Genomic DNA, 13,764 nt, shown 5'->3' on the forward strand with positions numbered 1-13,764 from the left:
AGGTAATTATATGGCAACTGTATTAAAAATACCGCTGGATGCGGGTATTGCCGATCAACAAATGGATATTACTCTGGATAAAAAACCGTTAACACTAAGAGTAACATGGAATGAATACGGGCAATATTGGTATTTTTCATTAAGCGAACGTAATGGCGAGTCTATTATTGATGGGATTAAGATGGTTAAAGATACCTTTCTTCTTAAGCGGTATCAATTATCTTCACCAGAAGGCGATTTCATTTTTATGGATAATTATAGCGGGAAAGAACGTCCTGATTTTTACTCGCTAGGCAATGACCATTTATTGCTTTATCGCACAAAATATTAATTTGCTGATAAACACTTTTTTCCTTATTTAAATAAAAGGGAGCGATATGTTATTTAATCGTGTCGCAGAATTAGTGGTGGGTGAAGCTAATGGTAAAGCGGTTATTATTAACGATCTGCGTTTTTCTTTTGAAATTTCAAAAGATAATGACAAAACCACTAATAAACTAGCGCTTAAAATTTACAATATGAATAACCAAACGCGTAGTTTGGTAGAACGTGTAAATAATAATGTCATCTTAAAGGCCGGTTATGAAGATGATATTGGAGCTGTAACAATCTTTACCGGAACCGTTGTCAGTGCGTGGACGACTCGCGAAGGTAATGACACGCTGACTGAGCTTACCGTTCGCGATGGCGCATTACCTTTGAGACAAACCAAGCTGTCACTGAGTTATGCGCCAAATACATCGGCCTTGGATATCCTGGCCGATATATCCAAAGCATTTGGCCTACCGGTAAAACCCATGCCAGAAAAGATAATGGATAAACCTTATCGTCGTGGATTTGCCTTCTGTGGTAAGGCTGAAGTCGCGATGAAGGATGTGTGCCAATATCTTGGTTTAACCTGGTCAATACAAAACAACGAAATTCAAATCTTGAGTAAAGATAATCCGATCACGGATGAATTGGTTGTTTTAACCCCAGATAACGGATTAATTGGACTACCAACCAGAATTATCGATTCGACCAGAAATAAGTCCCAGGGAGAATCGTCTCCACCTTCAAAGTTAGTTCTTTCTGAAAGTCTTGGCGATAAGAGCCAGTATCAGATCGAGGGATATAACGTGAAGTGTTTATTGCAACCACGTCTGTATCCGGGCTGCTATGTCGGTCTGGAAAGCGACATGTTGCTACTCGATCCGAGTGCTGATAAGGAACGTAGCGAGCGCCCTCGAGCATTCTTCCGTGCCGAAGTCGTAACTCACAGCGGTGATACTTTCGAAGGTGAGTGGATTACCGAGTGTGAACTCAAGGCGATTCCTCAAGGAGGCAAGCGTGGCGGAAAATAATAATCTGATGCAGGCACTGCAAACCCTGATTCAGTCGGAGACCAGTCAGATCAATACCGCAGTGGATGGCATTATTGAAAGCTACGATGCCGGTATTGCCAGCGTTAAACCTATTCCTAAACAGCGTTTTGTTGATGGGACTTCACTGGATTATCCGGTGATACCTAACGTGCCGGTGATGTGGCCACGGTTTGCTGGCGATGTAGCAGGGGTAAAAGGCCCGGTTCGGTCGGGAGATAAGTGCCTGCTGGTGTTTTGTCAGCAAGCGGCGGATGACAGTGATGATGAACGTCGATTCTCCCTGACGGATGCTTACTGCATTGTAGGCGGTTTTGGCGCAGCGAAAGATCGCGCAGCGGAGAACGATCAGATGCAGCTCTATTTTGGTGAGGCGTATATCGCCCTGACCGAAGAGGGCAAACTGCTGATCAATGCCCCTGCCGGCGTTGAGATCACCACGCCAGAAACCCTGAATAAAGGGTTATTAACCACCGAAGGGCAGCTTAACTATCAGTCGGGCATGTCAGGAAAAGGTGGGGCAACTATCAACGGCACGGTAAAAGCAACCGGTGACGTTCAGGGAAGCGGGATCTCATTAACTCAACATACCCATCAGGAACACGATGGACCTTCGACAGGACCCGCAAAATGATTGATTTAAAACTCGATGCAACGGGAGATCTCGATCTGCAGCGTAATGATTTGCTGTGGATTGATGGTGCAGAACGTGTTCATCAGCAGCTACAAATCAAGCTAAAGCTATGGAAGGGAGAGTGGTTTCTCAATACTCAATTTGGTACGCCTTATCTGCAACAAATTCTGGGTAAGCAAATCACCCTGAATGGTGCACTGGCGGCGCTGAAAAACAGCATTAATGAAGTTGATGGCGTGTTGGAGATTGAGCAATTTAACTATGACTTTGATCGGCAAACGCGGCAGTTAAGCGTGCAGTTTGCTGTTAAAACCCCTTATGGCTTAGTCAAATATAAAGGTAATCAATAATGGCTTTAACTAAAGATGGCTACACAATCAAACGGTTAGCCGAACTTAAAAAAGAGTATGACCGACTGTTGATTAACCGTTTTGGGCCAATTAATACCCAGCCTGATTCGGTTATCGGTCAGTTGGAAGGCATTTGGGCCGAGGCATTGGCCAATATCTACGAACAGGCTCAGGATACCTATCATGCGATGTATCCTTTTAGCGCTGAGGGTGTATCCCTTGATGGTGCCGTTTCTTATGTGGGGATTACTCGCTTTGCCGCTTCCGCTACACAGGTTATCGCTGCGGTTTATGGTAAAGAGTCTACCTTATTGAAAAGCGGCGCGCAGGCAACGAACGGCGGCCAACGTTATCAAAGTATGTTTGATGCGGTGATTAGTCGGGCTAATGCGGTGGATACGTCGATTGAAATGAATGTGCGGGATAAAACCCAATATTCCATCAATATTAATGGCACCCTCTTTAACACTATCTCCGTCGAGGGAGAGGACGCCACACAGATTATGCAAAAAATCGCCGATCAGCTTAATCCTAATGTTCTGTCCTATGAGATAAAAGATAAGGTATTACGTATTTTTGCCGTTGATGGCATTACACCTTTTGCATTGTCAGTCGGTGAACACCTCAAGCTGGTGCGTATTGGTTCTCCGGCTAGATTTATAGCGATGCAGGAAGGGCGTCATGTCCTCCCATTGGGAGCATTGACTGAAATTGTTACACCACGTAGTGGTTGGGATGCGGTATGCAACTTAGCGGAAGGCGTGGTTGGCAGAGAAAGGGAAAGCGATGCACAACTGAGAGTTCGCTTTGAACAATCCCGTCAGTCTACCGGCTCAGCAACGGTGAAAGCGATTAGAGCCAGATTAATTCAGGAGGTCGCCGGGGTTAGTGAAGTTCATATTTTTGAAAATCGAACCGGTTCCATATCTGAAGAGGGGATGCCTCCTCATGCTTTTGAAGCGCTAGTGGTGGGGGGCGATAATCAAAGCGTTGCTAATGCATTATGGCGTCATAAACCCGCTGGCATCGAGACTTATGGCGCTCATGCCGTGCTGGTGAAAGATGAGAATGGCGACGGCCAACAAATCAATTTTTCGCGGCCAACCCAGAAGCTGGCATGGATTAAAATTAATGTCACAGGGCTATATAACGAAGAAAACCTGCCACAGAACGTTATCAGCAATATTAAAAAAGCGGTGTTGAAATATGGTTCAACGCTGAAGATTGGCGACGATATTATTTTACAGCGCATGTTAGGCCCTATTTATAGCAATACCAGTGGATTGGCTGAAATTACCATTGAAGCGGCTATGACCGAGGGCCCTGATGATGAGCCAGTTTATCAGTTGGAAAATGTTGCCATTGATAAACGTAGCGTGGCCTTGTTTGATGAGTCGCGGCTGGAGGTGATTGGGCTATGACATTTCCCTATAGAAAAACAGCCCTTTCACGGTTGGTAGGGCAATTTCAAGATAAGCCAAAAGTAAAAGCGTTAGCCGAATCTATGGTGGCTCCGCTGGAGGCCATATCTGCCGATTTTAACGATCTGAAAAACGGTCGTTGGGTGGATAGTGCAACAGGCGCTCAGCTTGATGGCTGCGGTTATATTGTAGGTGTTCCACGTTTTAGTCGAGAGGATGACGAGTACCGTATTGCCATTAAGTCGCGAATTTTAAGCAATATTTCTCGGGCGCGACCGCAGGATTTAATTGAAGGTGTGCGCTTTCTAACTAAACCAACGGAAGTTCAATATCTGGAGAGCTATCCGAGCTGCGCCATGTTATTTACCGATGGTCGACAGATTCCGGAAGGTAGTCAGGCCATTTTGCAGGATATAGCACCGGTGGCGATAGAAAATGTACCGCTGATGGTGAGCTATGGGCGAGCGAAACCTTTTAGAGCTGGGCGTTTGGCCAATCCGATGAATATGCGGGTTGATATGACGGAGAACGGCAATAGTTCGCTGTTAACTAATGATAAACATCTGGTTATTAGTGGCAGTAATCCTGTTGGCTCCGCGCGCTTATCCGGTATGGCCCCAGATAAAACACCGTTAACGGCTAATGGCACAAAAATTAGCGTCGGCGCCGGCGTTTTATCCGTAAGCACCACCTATCAGGTATTCGATAACGGATATCACTTACCAGGAGTCTTTCAATGACCACTTTTGCAGAAAATCATATAGTTTTTCCTGACGGGCAGCTAAACGTAGCGCCGTTGCCGGAAGCCGTGATGCATAACGGCTTTACCCCAGAAACCCGCGATGCGCCGGGTATGCCATTACCGGCTCAATATCTGAACTGGCTATTTCGTGATATTTACCGGAGATCGCAGGCACTAGAAGAAAAAAACCAAACCTTAAATAGCCGGGTTATTCCTGCCTGGATGCCGATTGCCTGTCCGATGGAAGAACCGCCACTGGGATATCTGAAATGTAATGGCGCTAAATTTGATAAAGAAAAGTACCCGGAATTGGCTATGGGGTATCCCTCAGGCGTGTTACCCGATTTGCGAGGGGAATTTATTCGTGGCTGGGATGATGGGCGAGGGGTAGATTCAGGAAGGGAGATATTGAGGGCTCAAGGAGATGCTATCAGAGATATTACAGGAACTTTGTTAGGGGTATTATCAAATGCGCCGGATCAGGAAAGTGTGAATTCATATGTAAAGGGGGCGTTTTCAGCAAAGCTTCTATTTGGTGGCGCAGCCATGGCGGGAACAGCTTATCGTTATGATGCGACGTTCGCTTCATCTAGAGTTGTTCCAACAGCTAATGAAAATCGTCCCCGTAATATCGCATTCTTATACATAGTGAGGGCTGCATAATGAAAACAACTTTAGATAATTATGGCTTTGCCATTTCCGACGGTTATGTTCAGGTTTATAACGTCGATCCAAAAAACGGTGAATTTATCAGTGAATCTGAAGAGTTCCTCAATCAAGGGGTAGGGCTACCGGCCTATAGCTATCTTGATAAACCGCTACCAGAAAAACAAGGGTTTGTCGTTTGCCGTCAAGGTGATGATTGGATATATCAGGAAGATCACCGAGAGGCGTTAGTTTATTCTACTGAAACCGGTGAGCAGGTTACCATTACCGAACCAGGGGCGCTGCCAGATAATCTTACTCCGTCTCAACCACAGACGCCGTTTGATAAGTGGAATGGTTCAGCATGGGTAATGGATCTTGATGCTAAGCAGAAAGCTGAGATAGATAAGGTAACAGCCGATAAACAGCGCTTGGAATTACAAGCCAAAGAGATGATTGCCACGCTATCTGATGCCATTGAGCTGGAGTTAGCTTTACCTGGGGATGATTTGAAACTGCTGGCATGGCGTAAATATCGGGTGTTATTAAATCAGCTTGATATGAAAAACGCTCAGGATATCGAATGGCCAGCCTTACCTGATTGTTAAACACCTCTATTTAATCGTTTTATAAACCTCCCATTTTTAATTTTTGATGATGCAAAGGAATATTGCTATTCCTTTGGCAGAGCTCTGCATTTTTTCGAGCAGAGTTATATTTATAAGGAAACCCAAATGGCTTTCACGATTGAACAGGAACAGGCGCTATTAGCACTGCTCAATGAAAAGAAAATTACCCTATCAGAATTACCCGCCGCCACAGAACTAGCTGCTGACGATCTGCTGCTAATGCGTCAGGGAATTCTCGATAAATCGGTGAATAATGATGTATTAAAGGCATACTTTACTCCTCCGGAGTCATCATTGATTGAATCGGGTATTGTTAAGTTAAGTAATGCCATCAACAGTGATGATGAATATATCGCGGCCACCTCTAAAGCGGTTAAATCTGCCCATAATATCGCCCTAAATGCTAGCCAAAGCGTAGCGGAGCAGGCATTAAGTAAAAGTGCTAATTTATCGGATGTAGCAGATAAGGAACAGGTTCTTAAAAACCTTGGTTTATTGGAAGCAGCAAGTCGAAGTGGAATCACAGCGTTAAATGATAAAAATGGCTGGCTATCTATTCCTGTAAAAGCTATGGGGAAATTAAGTAATGTTATTATTCAATGGGGAACGGTTACATTACCTTTAATTTCAGACGGTGGTATTGGTGAATGGCGTCAAAGCTCTACCAGTTTTTCGTTTCCCATATCATTTCCTAACGCATGCTTTTCTACTGGCTGTAGTCTGCTACATGGAGGTTCATCAACTCAATGGGTAGCTATAGCTAGTGCATCCCCATCAACCAGAACAACGGGTAGGGCATTAATACAGACGCGTTATCCTCTAGAAACTAATCCATCAATTACTTGGATAGCAATTGGATATTGAGGTTTTTTATGTCATATTTTTATAGTGCTCACGAAAATGCATTTTTTCCTGCCAAATTCAAAGAGGCATATATAGCTGCAAATACATGGCCAGAGGATCTTCTTGAAGTCTCAGTTGAGATATTTAATCAATACTCAATACAGCCACCTGAAGGTAAAATTCGTGTGGCTGGTGTAGATGGACTGCCAACTTGGATAAGCATCCCTGAACCAATAAAAACGCAATATGTGGCTACTGCTGAAATAGAAAAATATAACCGAATATCAGAAGCGAATAGAATTACTCAAACTTGGCAGACTCAATTAATATTAGGAATTATTAGCGAGCAGGATAGAGAAAAATTAACGAACTGGATGTTATATTTACAAGCGGTGCAAGCCATAGAGACCCAAGCCGCCCCTGATATTGACTGGCCTAAAGCTCCGGCGGCATAGGTAAATAAACATGCTAAGAACAGTGATATATATGACATCATTTTTGATAGGTAGATGAAGTCATATCAGACGAGCTATATTTATGGCCCGTCTGATATTTGCACACTGTAATTCTTATCGTATTGATTTAATTAACATATTATTGAGTATGATTATGAAGCTTATTAAGAGGCTCTTACAATATAGTTAAAAGATATATTGCGCGGGCGAGTACTGAACCACCATGATACTCCTGTAGATGAAGCTAACGCAGCGGTAGAAACTGTCCCTGGTATACCAGAATCGGCATTCCAACCAAGTAGTTGCTCATTATTAGCCGATTTCGCTGTGCTTGGAAAAGATTTTGTTGTCATATCAGCATTATCAAATGGAATCCCTATAGCTGCAGCAGGTACACCTTCAGCGTCGTTACCAACATAATCAAGAATAGCCGTTCTGATTAAGGTCGGTGATTGATAGCTAATTAATGCTCGTCCGGTATCAATCCCGCGTCCATCATCCCAGCCACGAATAAACTCCCCACGTAAATCTGGTAATTTTAATAATGGATAAGCTTGTGCCAACTTAGGATATTGCGCAGCAGTAAACGCCGCACCATTACATTTTAGCCACCCTTTTGGTGGTATAGCTGACGGCCAAGGGATGGGAACACCTACCGGTAAAACTGAACCTTCTTCTAAACCAAGATTTTTAAGAACCCCCTATTTATCCCAATAGTTCTTTGAGACTATCTACTCTAAAAAGAGAAGGGGGAAACGGGGTGTTAATTGGCTATGTTAGGGTGTCAACAAATGACCAGCAGACGGATTTACAGCGAGAATCGCTTAGTCGTGCAAATTGTGAGCTAATTTTTGAGGATAAAATCAGTGGAGTGAAGTCCGAAAGGCCAGGGTTAAAACGGTTGTTAAAAACCGCTAAAGCCGGGGATACCGTTGTGGTGTGGAAGCTCGATCGCTTGGGGCGCAGCGTTAGACATTTGATAACGTTGGTTTCTGATTTGAAAGCCAGAGGGATTCATTTTAGAAGCATTACCGACAGCATTGATACCAGTTCTGCTGCCGGGCGTTTCTTTTTTCATGTGATGAGTGCGCTGGCTGAAATGGAACGTGAATTAATCGTCGAACGCACCCGGGCGGGTTTGGCAGTAGCGCGAGCACAAGGGCGGATTGGTGGACGCCCGAGGAGATTAACTGATGAACAGATACAGCAGTCCATCAGATTATTAAGCAAGGGGCATAGCCGAAAAGAATTAGCGTTAATTTATAATGTGAGTCTGGCGACTATCTATAAATATATGCCGGCCAGCTCAGTCGTCTCAGATTAACCACATATCGACATTAGACGAGCTATAAGTGGATATAGCTCGTTTTAATATTGATTAACACTCTCACCAAAACGCCTATTTTTAATTTTATTTTGCTAAGGAGTATCTGTAACTCCTTCGGCAGGGCTCTGCATTTTTTGAGCGGGCATATTTATAAGGAAAATCAAATGGCTTTAACTAATGAACAGGAGCTGACGCTATTAGCGCTGCTCAATGAAAAGAAAATTACCCTATCGGAATTACCTGCTGCTACAGACCTGGTTGCGGATGATTTGATGCTGATTCGTCAGGGAATTATCGATAAGTCGGTGAATAGTAGTGTGCTGAAAAAACACTTTACTCCACCAGCTTCATCATTAACTGGTGCTGGCATTGTTAAGTTAAGTAATGCGATTAATAGCAATGATGAATTAATGGCAGCTACGCCTAAAGCAGTGAGGCAGGCACTCGAATTAGCGATCACCAGAAGTATTGATGCAGTATATCCTGTCGGCGTTGTAATGTTTTTTGCTGAAAATAAAGATCCTAATATGCTATTTCAGGGTACAAAATGGGAATATTTAGGAGAGGAAAGAACAATCCGTTTGGCTAAAAAGGATGCATCTGATCTTAAAGAGCTTGGTGGTGCTGATATGGCCACGCTATCTGTGGAAAATATGCCGGCGCATACACACTCATTTAGTGGCTCTACATCTAATTTTGATTATGGAACTAAGACGGTAAGTACGTTCGATTATGGGACGAAAACGACAAATGCAGCCGGGGAGCATATACATGATACAGCTGTGGGAGGGAATGGCTCTTATACACCATTTACGAACCACAGGCGTGAAGCAGGCATATCTATTAGAGGAGCGGATTATACATATAATTTAATGACTGCATATACAAGCTCAGGAGGAAACCATGCCCATGTTGTTGGCATTGGTGCACACAACCATACCGTAGGGATTGGTTCTCACAGTCACAGCATTAATGGAAATACAAACTCTGTTGGTTCAGGCAGTCCTGTACCCGTTGTAAATGCTTATATTAAGTTAATGGGATGGTATCGTTCAGCTTAATATTATTATTCAGCACAAAGATAAGAAATACTAACTGGTGTTGTTAAATAGAATATATTTAATACTAGTGGAAGTGAGGCGATAATTAGTTAATTATTACCTCACTTCTTTTTACGATAACGTTTAAATTAATTTTTATATCTTTTCTGGAGATAGCTCGCTTTCAGATTAATCTACACCCCAATCAAAAATGATGCCCATGCGCATTCCCTTCCCGACTACGTTCCCCCATCCTTCCTTGTGGCTTAAACAGAAACGCCAGCGGAATAAACAGCAAACAAATAAACGCTAATAAATAAAAAATATCCAGATAGCCAATCATTCTCGCCTGCGCAAAAACCATTGTTTTAACATTTTCCAGCGTAACGGTCAGGTCGGTGCTTTCAGTCACTCGTTCGCTTAGGCGGCTATAGTGCATATTGGTTCGGCTATGCAGAATATTGGCTACCATCGCAATACCAACGCTTCCCCCAATATTTCGCATTAGCGCGGCAAATGCGGCGGCTTCATTACTTTTATTTTCTGGCAGCCCTTCGTAGGACAGTGTGCTAACCGGTATGAGCAGTATGGGAAACCAAATAACCTGAAATATGCGGGCCCAGACAAAAGTAGTGAAGTCGACGTCCAGCGTCATCTGTGACATATACCAGGTCGACCATGCGGTTCCCAGCAAGCCAAAAGCGATAAGCCACTGTGGATATCGTATTTTCCCGGTTATCCCTCCCATAATAATCATGGAGATCATGACAAAGATACCGCCTATTCCCAGCATCACTCCCGCAATGGTTGCTGTGTAATTAAACAGTTCCTGAGTCATCTGCGGAATGATTTGGGTGGTGGAATAAACCATAAAACCAATCAAAAACATAATAAAACAGCTGACGGCAAAGTTACGGTAGCAAAGCAGGCGAATGTCCATGATGGGGTGAGGGTGGAACCATTCCCAAATCACCAGAAAGCTCAGTGAAACAGCGGCGGTTATCGCCATAATCCAGATGAAAGTGGAAGAGAACCCGTCATTAATTTCATAACGGTCAAGGAAGAGCTGTAGGGTGCCGAAGCCGATAATAACCAGAACAAAACCGATGTAGTCGATATTGGTTTTGTTCTTTTTACGCTGTTTGCGTTCTTCTATCAGCAACGGTGGCTCAGTAATAAGGTAATAACTGAGAATCAGCGAAATAATACCGATGGGCACATTAATCAGAAATACCCAGTGCCATGACAGGGCTTCCGTTAGCCAGCCACCGATAAAAGGGCCAAGGGCCGGTGCGACTAAAACGGTAATGCCATAAAGTGCAAATGCTTGAGGGCGCTTTTCGGGCGGAAAAGAGTCGGTTAGCATGGACTGTTCCAGCGGTGCCAGTCCACCACCGCTGATCCCCTGTAAAATACGGGCAAAGATCAGAAATTCAATATTGGTTGCGATACTGCAAAGCAGAGAACCTAGGGTAAAGCCGGCGATGCTTAACATGTAATAGCGTTTCCGGCCGATGGTGCTGGCTAACCAACCGCTCATGGGTAAGATCAGCGCATTGGCAACGATATAACAGGTTAAAACCCAAATAGACTCATTGTATGAGACGCTGAGGGAAGCTGAAATATGATAAAGCGAAACGTTAGCAATGGTGGAGTCCAGTAATTCCATAAATGTAGCAATGGAAGCTACCACCGCCATCAGCCAAGGATTACGATCTCCCGCCGCTGAACGGGGGAGGTGCGGGCGCTTAACATTACTTGATGTGGACATTAGGAATAACCGACATACCGGGTGATAACGGATGCTCTGCATCATTAATACGTGGATCGGTAAAGATAATTTTGACCGGTACCCGCTGTACAACTTTGATGTAGTTACCGGTCGCATTTTCTGCCGGTAACATGCTAAAGACCGGGCCAGTGCCGCGCTGAATGCTGTCTATTTTTGCGCTGTATTTATATTGTGGATAGGCATCCACTTTGACTTCGACATCCTGTCCCGGGCGCATATCGGATAATTGCGTTTCTTTGAAGTTGGCGGTGATCCAAACTTTATTCGACACCACTGACATTAGCGTTCGGCCAGGATCAATATAGCTACCTAGCTCAACGCTACGCTGAGTAACGTGTCCACTTTGTGGGGCGATGATTTTAGTATAAGAAAGCTGTAGCTTGGCTTTGTCAATTTCCACCTCCAACTGTTCGAGCATGGCGGTATTTTCATGCAGGGCCGCTTTTCCTTTATCTAACAGCGCCTGATTATACAAAACTGCCTGCTGGGCCGCATCCAGACGTGCTGCACTGGCTTTTGAGGCCGCTTTTTGCATGCTAAGTTGGCTTTGACTCCAGGTTTCATGAGACTTTTGATAACGCTCATAATCATCTTTGTCCCTCTGATATTCAGCTTTGGCTGATTGAACGTTGGCCTGAGTTTGTTTTAAATTGGCTTCTAATGCCGTAATTTGGCTGTGTAACTGAGGGGTTTGAGCCAGAGCAACGTTCTGGGCGGCAATGGCTTGATTTAGCAGGTTTTGATAGTCGCGGGAATCCAGTTCAACTAATACGCTACCGGCTTCAACATACTGGTTATCTTCAACCAGAATACGTTCCACACGACCAGGAATGGCGGCAGAAACTTTGGCAATATGGGTATCGATAAAGGCATCATCGGTACTTTCGTAATTTTTCAGATAAAACCAATAATAAGATAATGAAATCAGAGAAATACAGATAAGAATAAGCAGATATAGTGCGAAAACTCTTTTTTTGCCTTTTTTTAACTTTTTATTGTTATCGATATCTTCTGAATATTCATCAATATCAGATTGCAAGTCGACGTTATTCCCTGTGTTCAAGACAGAATCCTTTACTTATTATTTTATAAGTTTTGTAAGTATTTACTTATTTTATTTAGGTTGAGTAATTACGCTTAGAGTGTTTATTTACTCACGATATGGTGTTTTTAATTTCAGGCTTCATTAATAATGATAAATAGATGAGATGTCAATCCTTATATTGTTTGGTATTAGATTTTACGAGTGATTTAATTAGATGGGTATCCGTTTTTTATTTCTACTGGTTTTTGTTTTGTTATTTAATTTCATGTAGTTATGGTTTTTGTTTGATGGTTTAATCCCTTTTTTACTTAATGCGCGCTATCAGTTTTTATGAATTAAATCTTATTGTTTAAGCGTTGTGATATATAAGGTAAGTTTACGCTGTTGATTACTTATATTGTTGAGTTATTGCTTATTTTTAAATAAGCGTTGGCTTAATATTTATCTTAATATCAATATTAATTAATAATGACGCAGCTAATTATTTTAATTATACCGAACAATAGTATTTATGTTTTAATATTGTTAATAAATCAGCCGCAGTATAATAAGTTAACCTAACGTTATTATTATACTGCGGCCAGATTAAATGACGCTATCAAACTTTGGGTAAATCAAATATCAGAACTTCACTCTCACCGTAAGAGATAATGTTCAGGGATGATTCATCCCAAAGTGCAACCCCATCGCTGGTGGAAGCCTGAGTACCATTAACATCTATATTACCTTTAACAACTTGAACCCAGATGCGTCGTCCTTCTTGGATGTCAAATTGTGCTTGCTCTTGATCATCCAACGCCCAGCGCCAAAGATCCATATCCTGATACACTTTCAGAGAACCATCTCGGGCATCGGGTGACAGAACTAATTGACGGGCATGCTTTGCAGTAAACGATTTTTGTTCATATCGCGGTGTAATGCCCTGACGATCCGGGATAATCCATATTTGATAAAAATGCAGTGGTTCGCTGGTGCTTGGGTTGTATTCCGAGTGGCGTACGCCGGTACCTGCGCTCATGATCTGAAAATCACCCGCTGGGACATGCTCTTTATTTCCCATACTATCCTTATGTTCAATCGCACCACTGAGGACATAGGACAGAATTTCCATATCTTTATGTGGATGAGTTGGGAACCCTTGACCTGACTGCACTCGGTCTTCATTAATGACCCGTAGCGCTGAAAAGCCCATAAAGTTAGCATCATGATAGTCAGCAAAAGAAAATGTGTGCCAGCTATCAAGCCAACCGTGATTTGCATGACCGCGAACGTCCGCTTTACGTAAATAAATCATCTGAAACCTCCTCAACCGTTTTAATCAGTTTAGTCCATGGGGCAGATTAAAAAAGCGGAAAAAAGTCACTCAGATATTCAAAAAAATTGAATTAAATAAGGGGCAGGCATATTCGGTTTTTTAAGGCAATCCGGTAACGTGATATTGATTACCGGATTAGCTTAATAACCAGTGAAATAGCAATGT

At 43.1% G+C, this 13,764-nt stretch carries 16 protein-coding genes and 1 pseudogene; 12 read left to right on the forward strand and 5 right to left on the reverse strand.

Annotated features, from left to right (window positions below; all coding sequences use genetic code 11):
* Nucleotides 1-10: 10 nt before the first annotated feature.
* From EL341_RS04415 to EL341_RS04460, 10 genes are all read left to right on the forward strand, one after another.
* A complete protein-coding gene (locus tag EL341_RS04415; RefSeq protein ID WP_074819995.1) occupies nucleotides 11-331 on the forward strand; it encodes a phage baseplate plug family protein in 321 nt (106 codons plus the stop codon).
* A gap of 46 nt (nucleotides 332-377) precedes the next feature.
* Entirely contained in the window at nucleotides 378-1,343 is a 966-nt protein-coding gene (locus EL341_RS04420) for a phage protein (protein ID WP_074819993.1), read from the forward strand.
* Nucleotides 1,330-1,995, forward strand: a complete 666-nt coding sequence (locus EL341_RS04425; RefSeq protein WP_126467082.1) for a Gp138 family membrane-puncturing spike protein — start codon at nucleotides 1,330-1,332, stop codon at nucleotides 1,993-1,995. Before EL341_RS04420 ends, EL341_RS04425 begins: the two co-directional genes overlap by 14 nt.
* A complete protein-coding gene (locus tag EL341_RS04430) occupies nucleotides 1,992-2,345 on the forward strand; it encodes a hypothetical protein (RefSeq protein ID WP_047780239.1) in 354 nt (117 codons plus the stop codon). Before EL341_RS04425 ends, EL341_RS04430 begins: the two co-directional genes overlap by 4 nt.
* Entirely contained in the window at nucleotides 2,345-3,766 is a 1,422-nt protein-coding gene (locus EL341_RS04435) for a baseplate J/gp47 family protein (protein ID WP_126467084.1), read from the forward strand. Before EL341_RS04430 ends, EL341_RS04435 begins: the two co-directional genes overlap by 1 nt.
* Nucleotides 3,763-4,506 carry a DUF2612 domain-containing protein gene (locus EL341_RS04440; RefSeq protein WP_126467086.1) on the forward strand — a complete coding sequence of 248 codons (744 nt, stop codon included), beginning with the start codon at nucleotides 3,763-3,765 and terminating at the stop codon, nucleotides 4,504-4,506. Before EL341_RS04435 ends, EL341_RS04440 begins: the two co-directional genes overlap by 4 nt.
* A complete protein-coding gene (locus EL341_RS04445; RefSeq protein WP_126467088.1) occupies nucleotides 4,503-5,171 on the forward strand; it encodes a phage tail protein in 669 nt (222 codons plus the stop codon). The genes EL341_RS04440 and EL341_RS04445 overlap by 4 nt, the downstream gene beginning before the upstream one ends.
* Entirely contained in the window at nucleotides 5,171-5,761 is a 591-nt protein-coding gene (locus EL341_RS04450; RefSeq protein WP_126467090.1) for a tail fiber assembly protein, read from the forward strand. Before EL341_RS04445 ends, EL341_RS04450 begins: the two co-directional genes overlap by 1 nt.
* 126 nt (nucleotides 5,762-5,887) lie before the next feature.
* Nucleotides 5,888-6,646: a phage tail protein gene (locus EL341_RS04455; protein WP_126467092.1), complete on the forward strand. Its 759-nt coding sequence runs from the start codon at nucleotides 5,888-5,890 to the stop codon at nucleotides 6,644-6,646.
* Between the two features lie 8 nt (nucleotides 6,647-6,654).
* Nucleotides 6,655-7,080: a tail fiber assembly protein gene (locus EL341_RS04460; RefSeq protein WP_126467094.1), complete on the forward strand. Its 426-nt coding sequence runs from the start codon at nucleotides 6,655-6,657 to the stop codon at nucleotides 7,078-7,080.
* Between the two features lie 164 nt (nucleotides 7,081-7,244).
* Here EL341_RS04460 and EL341_RS04465 read toward each other — a convergent pair whose 3' ends face one another.
* Together EL341_RS04465 and EL341_RS17710 are read right to left on the reverse strand one after the other, a co-directional pair.
* Nucleotides 7,245-7,643, reverse strand: a complete 399-nt coding sequence (locus EL341_RS04465) for a phage tail protein (RefSeq protein WP_232036588.1) — start codon at nucleotides 7,641-7,643, stop codon at nucleotides 7,245-7,247.
* Nucleotides 7,644-7,649: 6 nt separating this feature from the next.
* Nucleotides 7,650-7,724, reverse strand: a pseudogene (locus tag EL341_RS17710) (phage tail protein); the annotation flags it as partial.
* Between the two features lie 116 nt (nucleotides 7,725-7,840).
* Here EL341_RS17710 and EL341_RS04470 point away from each other — a divergent pair.
* Together EL341_RS04470 and EL341_RS04475 are read left to right on the forward strand one after the other, a co-directional pair.
* On the forward strand, nucleotides 7,841-8,404 hold the full coding sequence (locus EL341_RS04470) for a recombinase family protein (RefSeq protein WP_047780243.1): 564 nt from the start codon (nucleotides 7,841-7,843) through the stop codon (nucleotides 8,402-8,404).
* A 167-nt stretch (nucleotides 8,405-8,571) separates the two neighbouring features.
* Nucleotides 8,572-9,468, forward strand: coding sequence for a tail fiber protein (locus EL341_RS04475; RefSeq protein ID WP_126467098.1), 897 nt, complete (start codon nucleotides 8,572-8,574; stop codon nucleotides 9,466-9,468).
* Nucleotides 9,469-9,652: 184 nt separating this feature from the next.
* Here EL341_RS04475 and EL341_RS04480 read toward each other — a convergent pair whose 3' ends face one another.
* From EL341_RS04480 to EL341_RS04490, 3 genes are all read right to left on the reverse strand, one after another.
* Nucleotides 9,653-11,218 (reverse strand): DHA2 family efflux MFS transporter permease subunit, encoded by a 1,566-nt coding sequence (locus tag EL341_RS04480; RefSeq protein WP_164720437.1) that lies wholly within the window; start codon nucleotides 11,216-11,218, stop codon nucleotides 9,653-9,655.
* Nucleotides 11,202-12,302, reverse strand: coding sequence for an HlyD family secretion protein (locus EL341_RS04485; protein WP_114986315.1), 1,101 nt, complete (start codon nucleotides 12,300-12,302; stop codon nucleotides 11,202-11,204). Before EL341_RS04485 ends, EL341_RS04480 begins: the two co-directional genes overlap by 17 nt.
* Nucleotides 12,303-12,882: 580 nt before the next feature.
* Entirely contained in the window at nucleotides 12,883-13,578 is a 696-nt protein-coding gene (locus EL341_RS04490) for a pirin family protein (protein ID WP_047780245.1), read from the reverse strand.
* Nucleotides 13,579-13,764 lie beyond the last annotated feature (186 nt).

The organism is Pragia fontium, from assembly GCF_900638655.1.
GTDB classification, from domain to species: Bacteria; Pseudomonadota; Gammaproteobacteria; order Enterobacterales; family Enterobacteriaceae; genus Pragia; species Pragia fontium.

Bases quoted from the DNA above. Each gene is read 5' to 3' on its own strand.
- EL341_RS04415 (WP_074819995.1), top strand. From the start codon at position 11: ATGGCAACTGTATTAAAAATACCGCTGGATGCGGGTATTGCCGATCAA.
- EL341_RS04420 (WP_074819993.1), top strand. From the start codon at position 378: ATGTTATTTAATCGTGTCGCAGAATTAGTGGTGGGTGAAGCTAATGGT.
- EL341_RS04430 (WP_047780239.1), top strand. From the start codon at position 1,992: ATGATTGATTTAAAACTCGATGCAACGGGAGATCTCGATCTGCAGCGT.
- EL341_RS04435 (WP_126467084.1), top strand. From the start codon at position 2,345: ATGGCTTTAACTAAAGATGGCTACACAATCAAACGGTTAGCCGAACTT.
- EL341_RS04440 (WP_126467086.1), top strand. From the start codon at position 3,763: ATGACATTTCCCTATAGAAAAACAGCCCTTTCACGGTTGGTAGGGCAA.
- EL341_RS04445 (WP_126467088.1), top strand. From the start codon at position 4,503: ATGACCACTTTTGCAGAAAATCATATAGTTTTTCCTGACGGGCAGCTA.
- EL341_RS04450 (WP_126467090.1), top strand. From the start codon at position 5,171: ATGAAAACAACTTTAGATAATTATGGCTTTGCCATTTCCGACGGTTAT.
- EL341_RS04455 (WP_126467092.1), top strand. From the start codon at position 5,888: ATGGCTTTCACGATTGAACAGGAACAGGCGCTATTAGCACTGCTCAAT.
- EL341_RS04460 (WP_126467094.1), top strand. From the start codon at position 6,655: ATGTCATATTTTTATAGTGCTCACGAAAATGCATTTTTTCCTGCCAAA.
- EL341_RS04475 (WP_126467098.1), top strand. From the start codon at position 8,572: ATGGCTTTAACTAATGAACAGGAGCTGACGCTATTAGCGCTGCTCAAT.
- EL341_RS04480 (WP_164720437.1), bottom strand. From the start codon at position 11,218: ATGTCCACATCAAGTAATGTTAAGCGCCCGCACCTCCCCCGTTCAGCG.
- EL341_RS04490 (WP_047780245.1), bottom strand. From the start codon at position 13,578: ATGATTTATTTACGTAAAGCGGACGTTCGCGGTCATGCAAATCACGGT.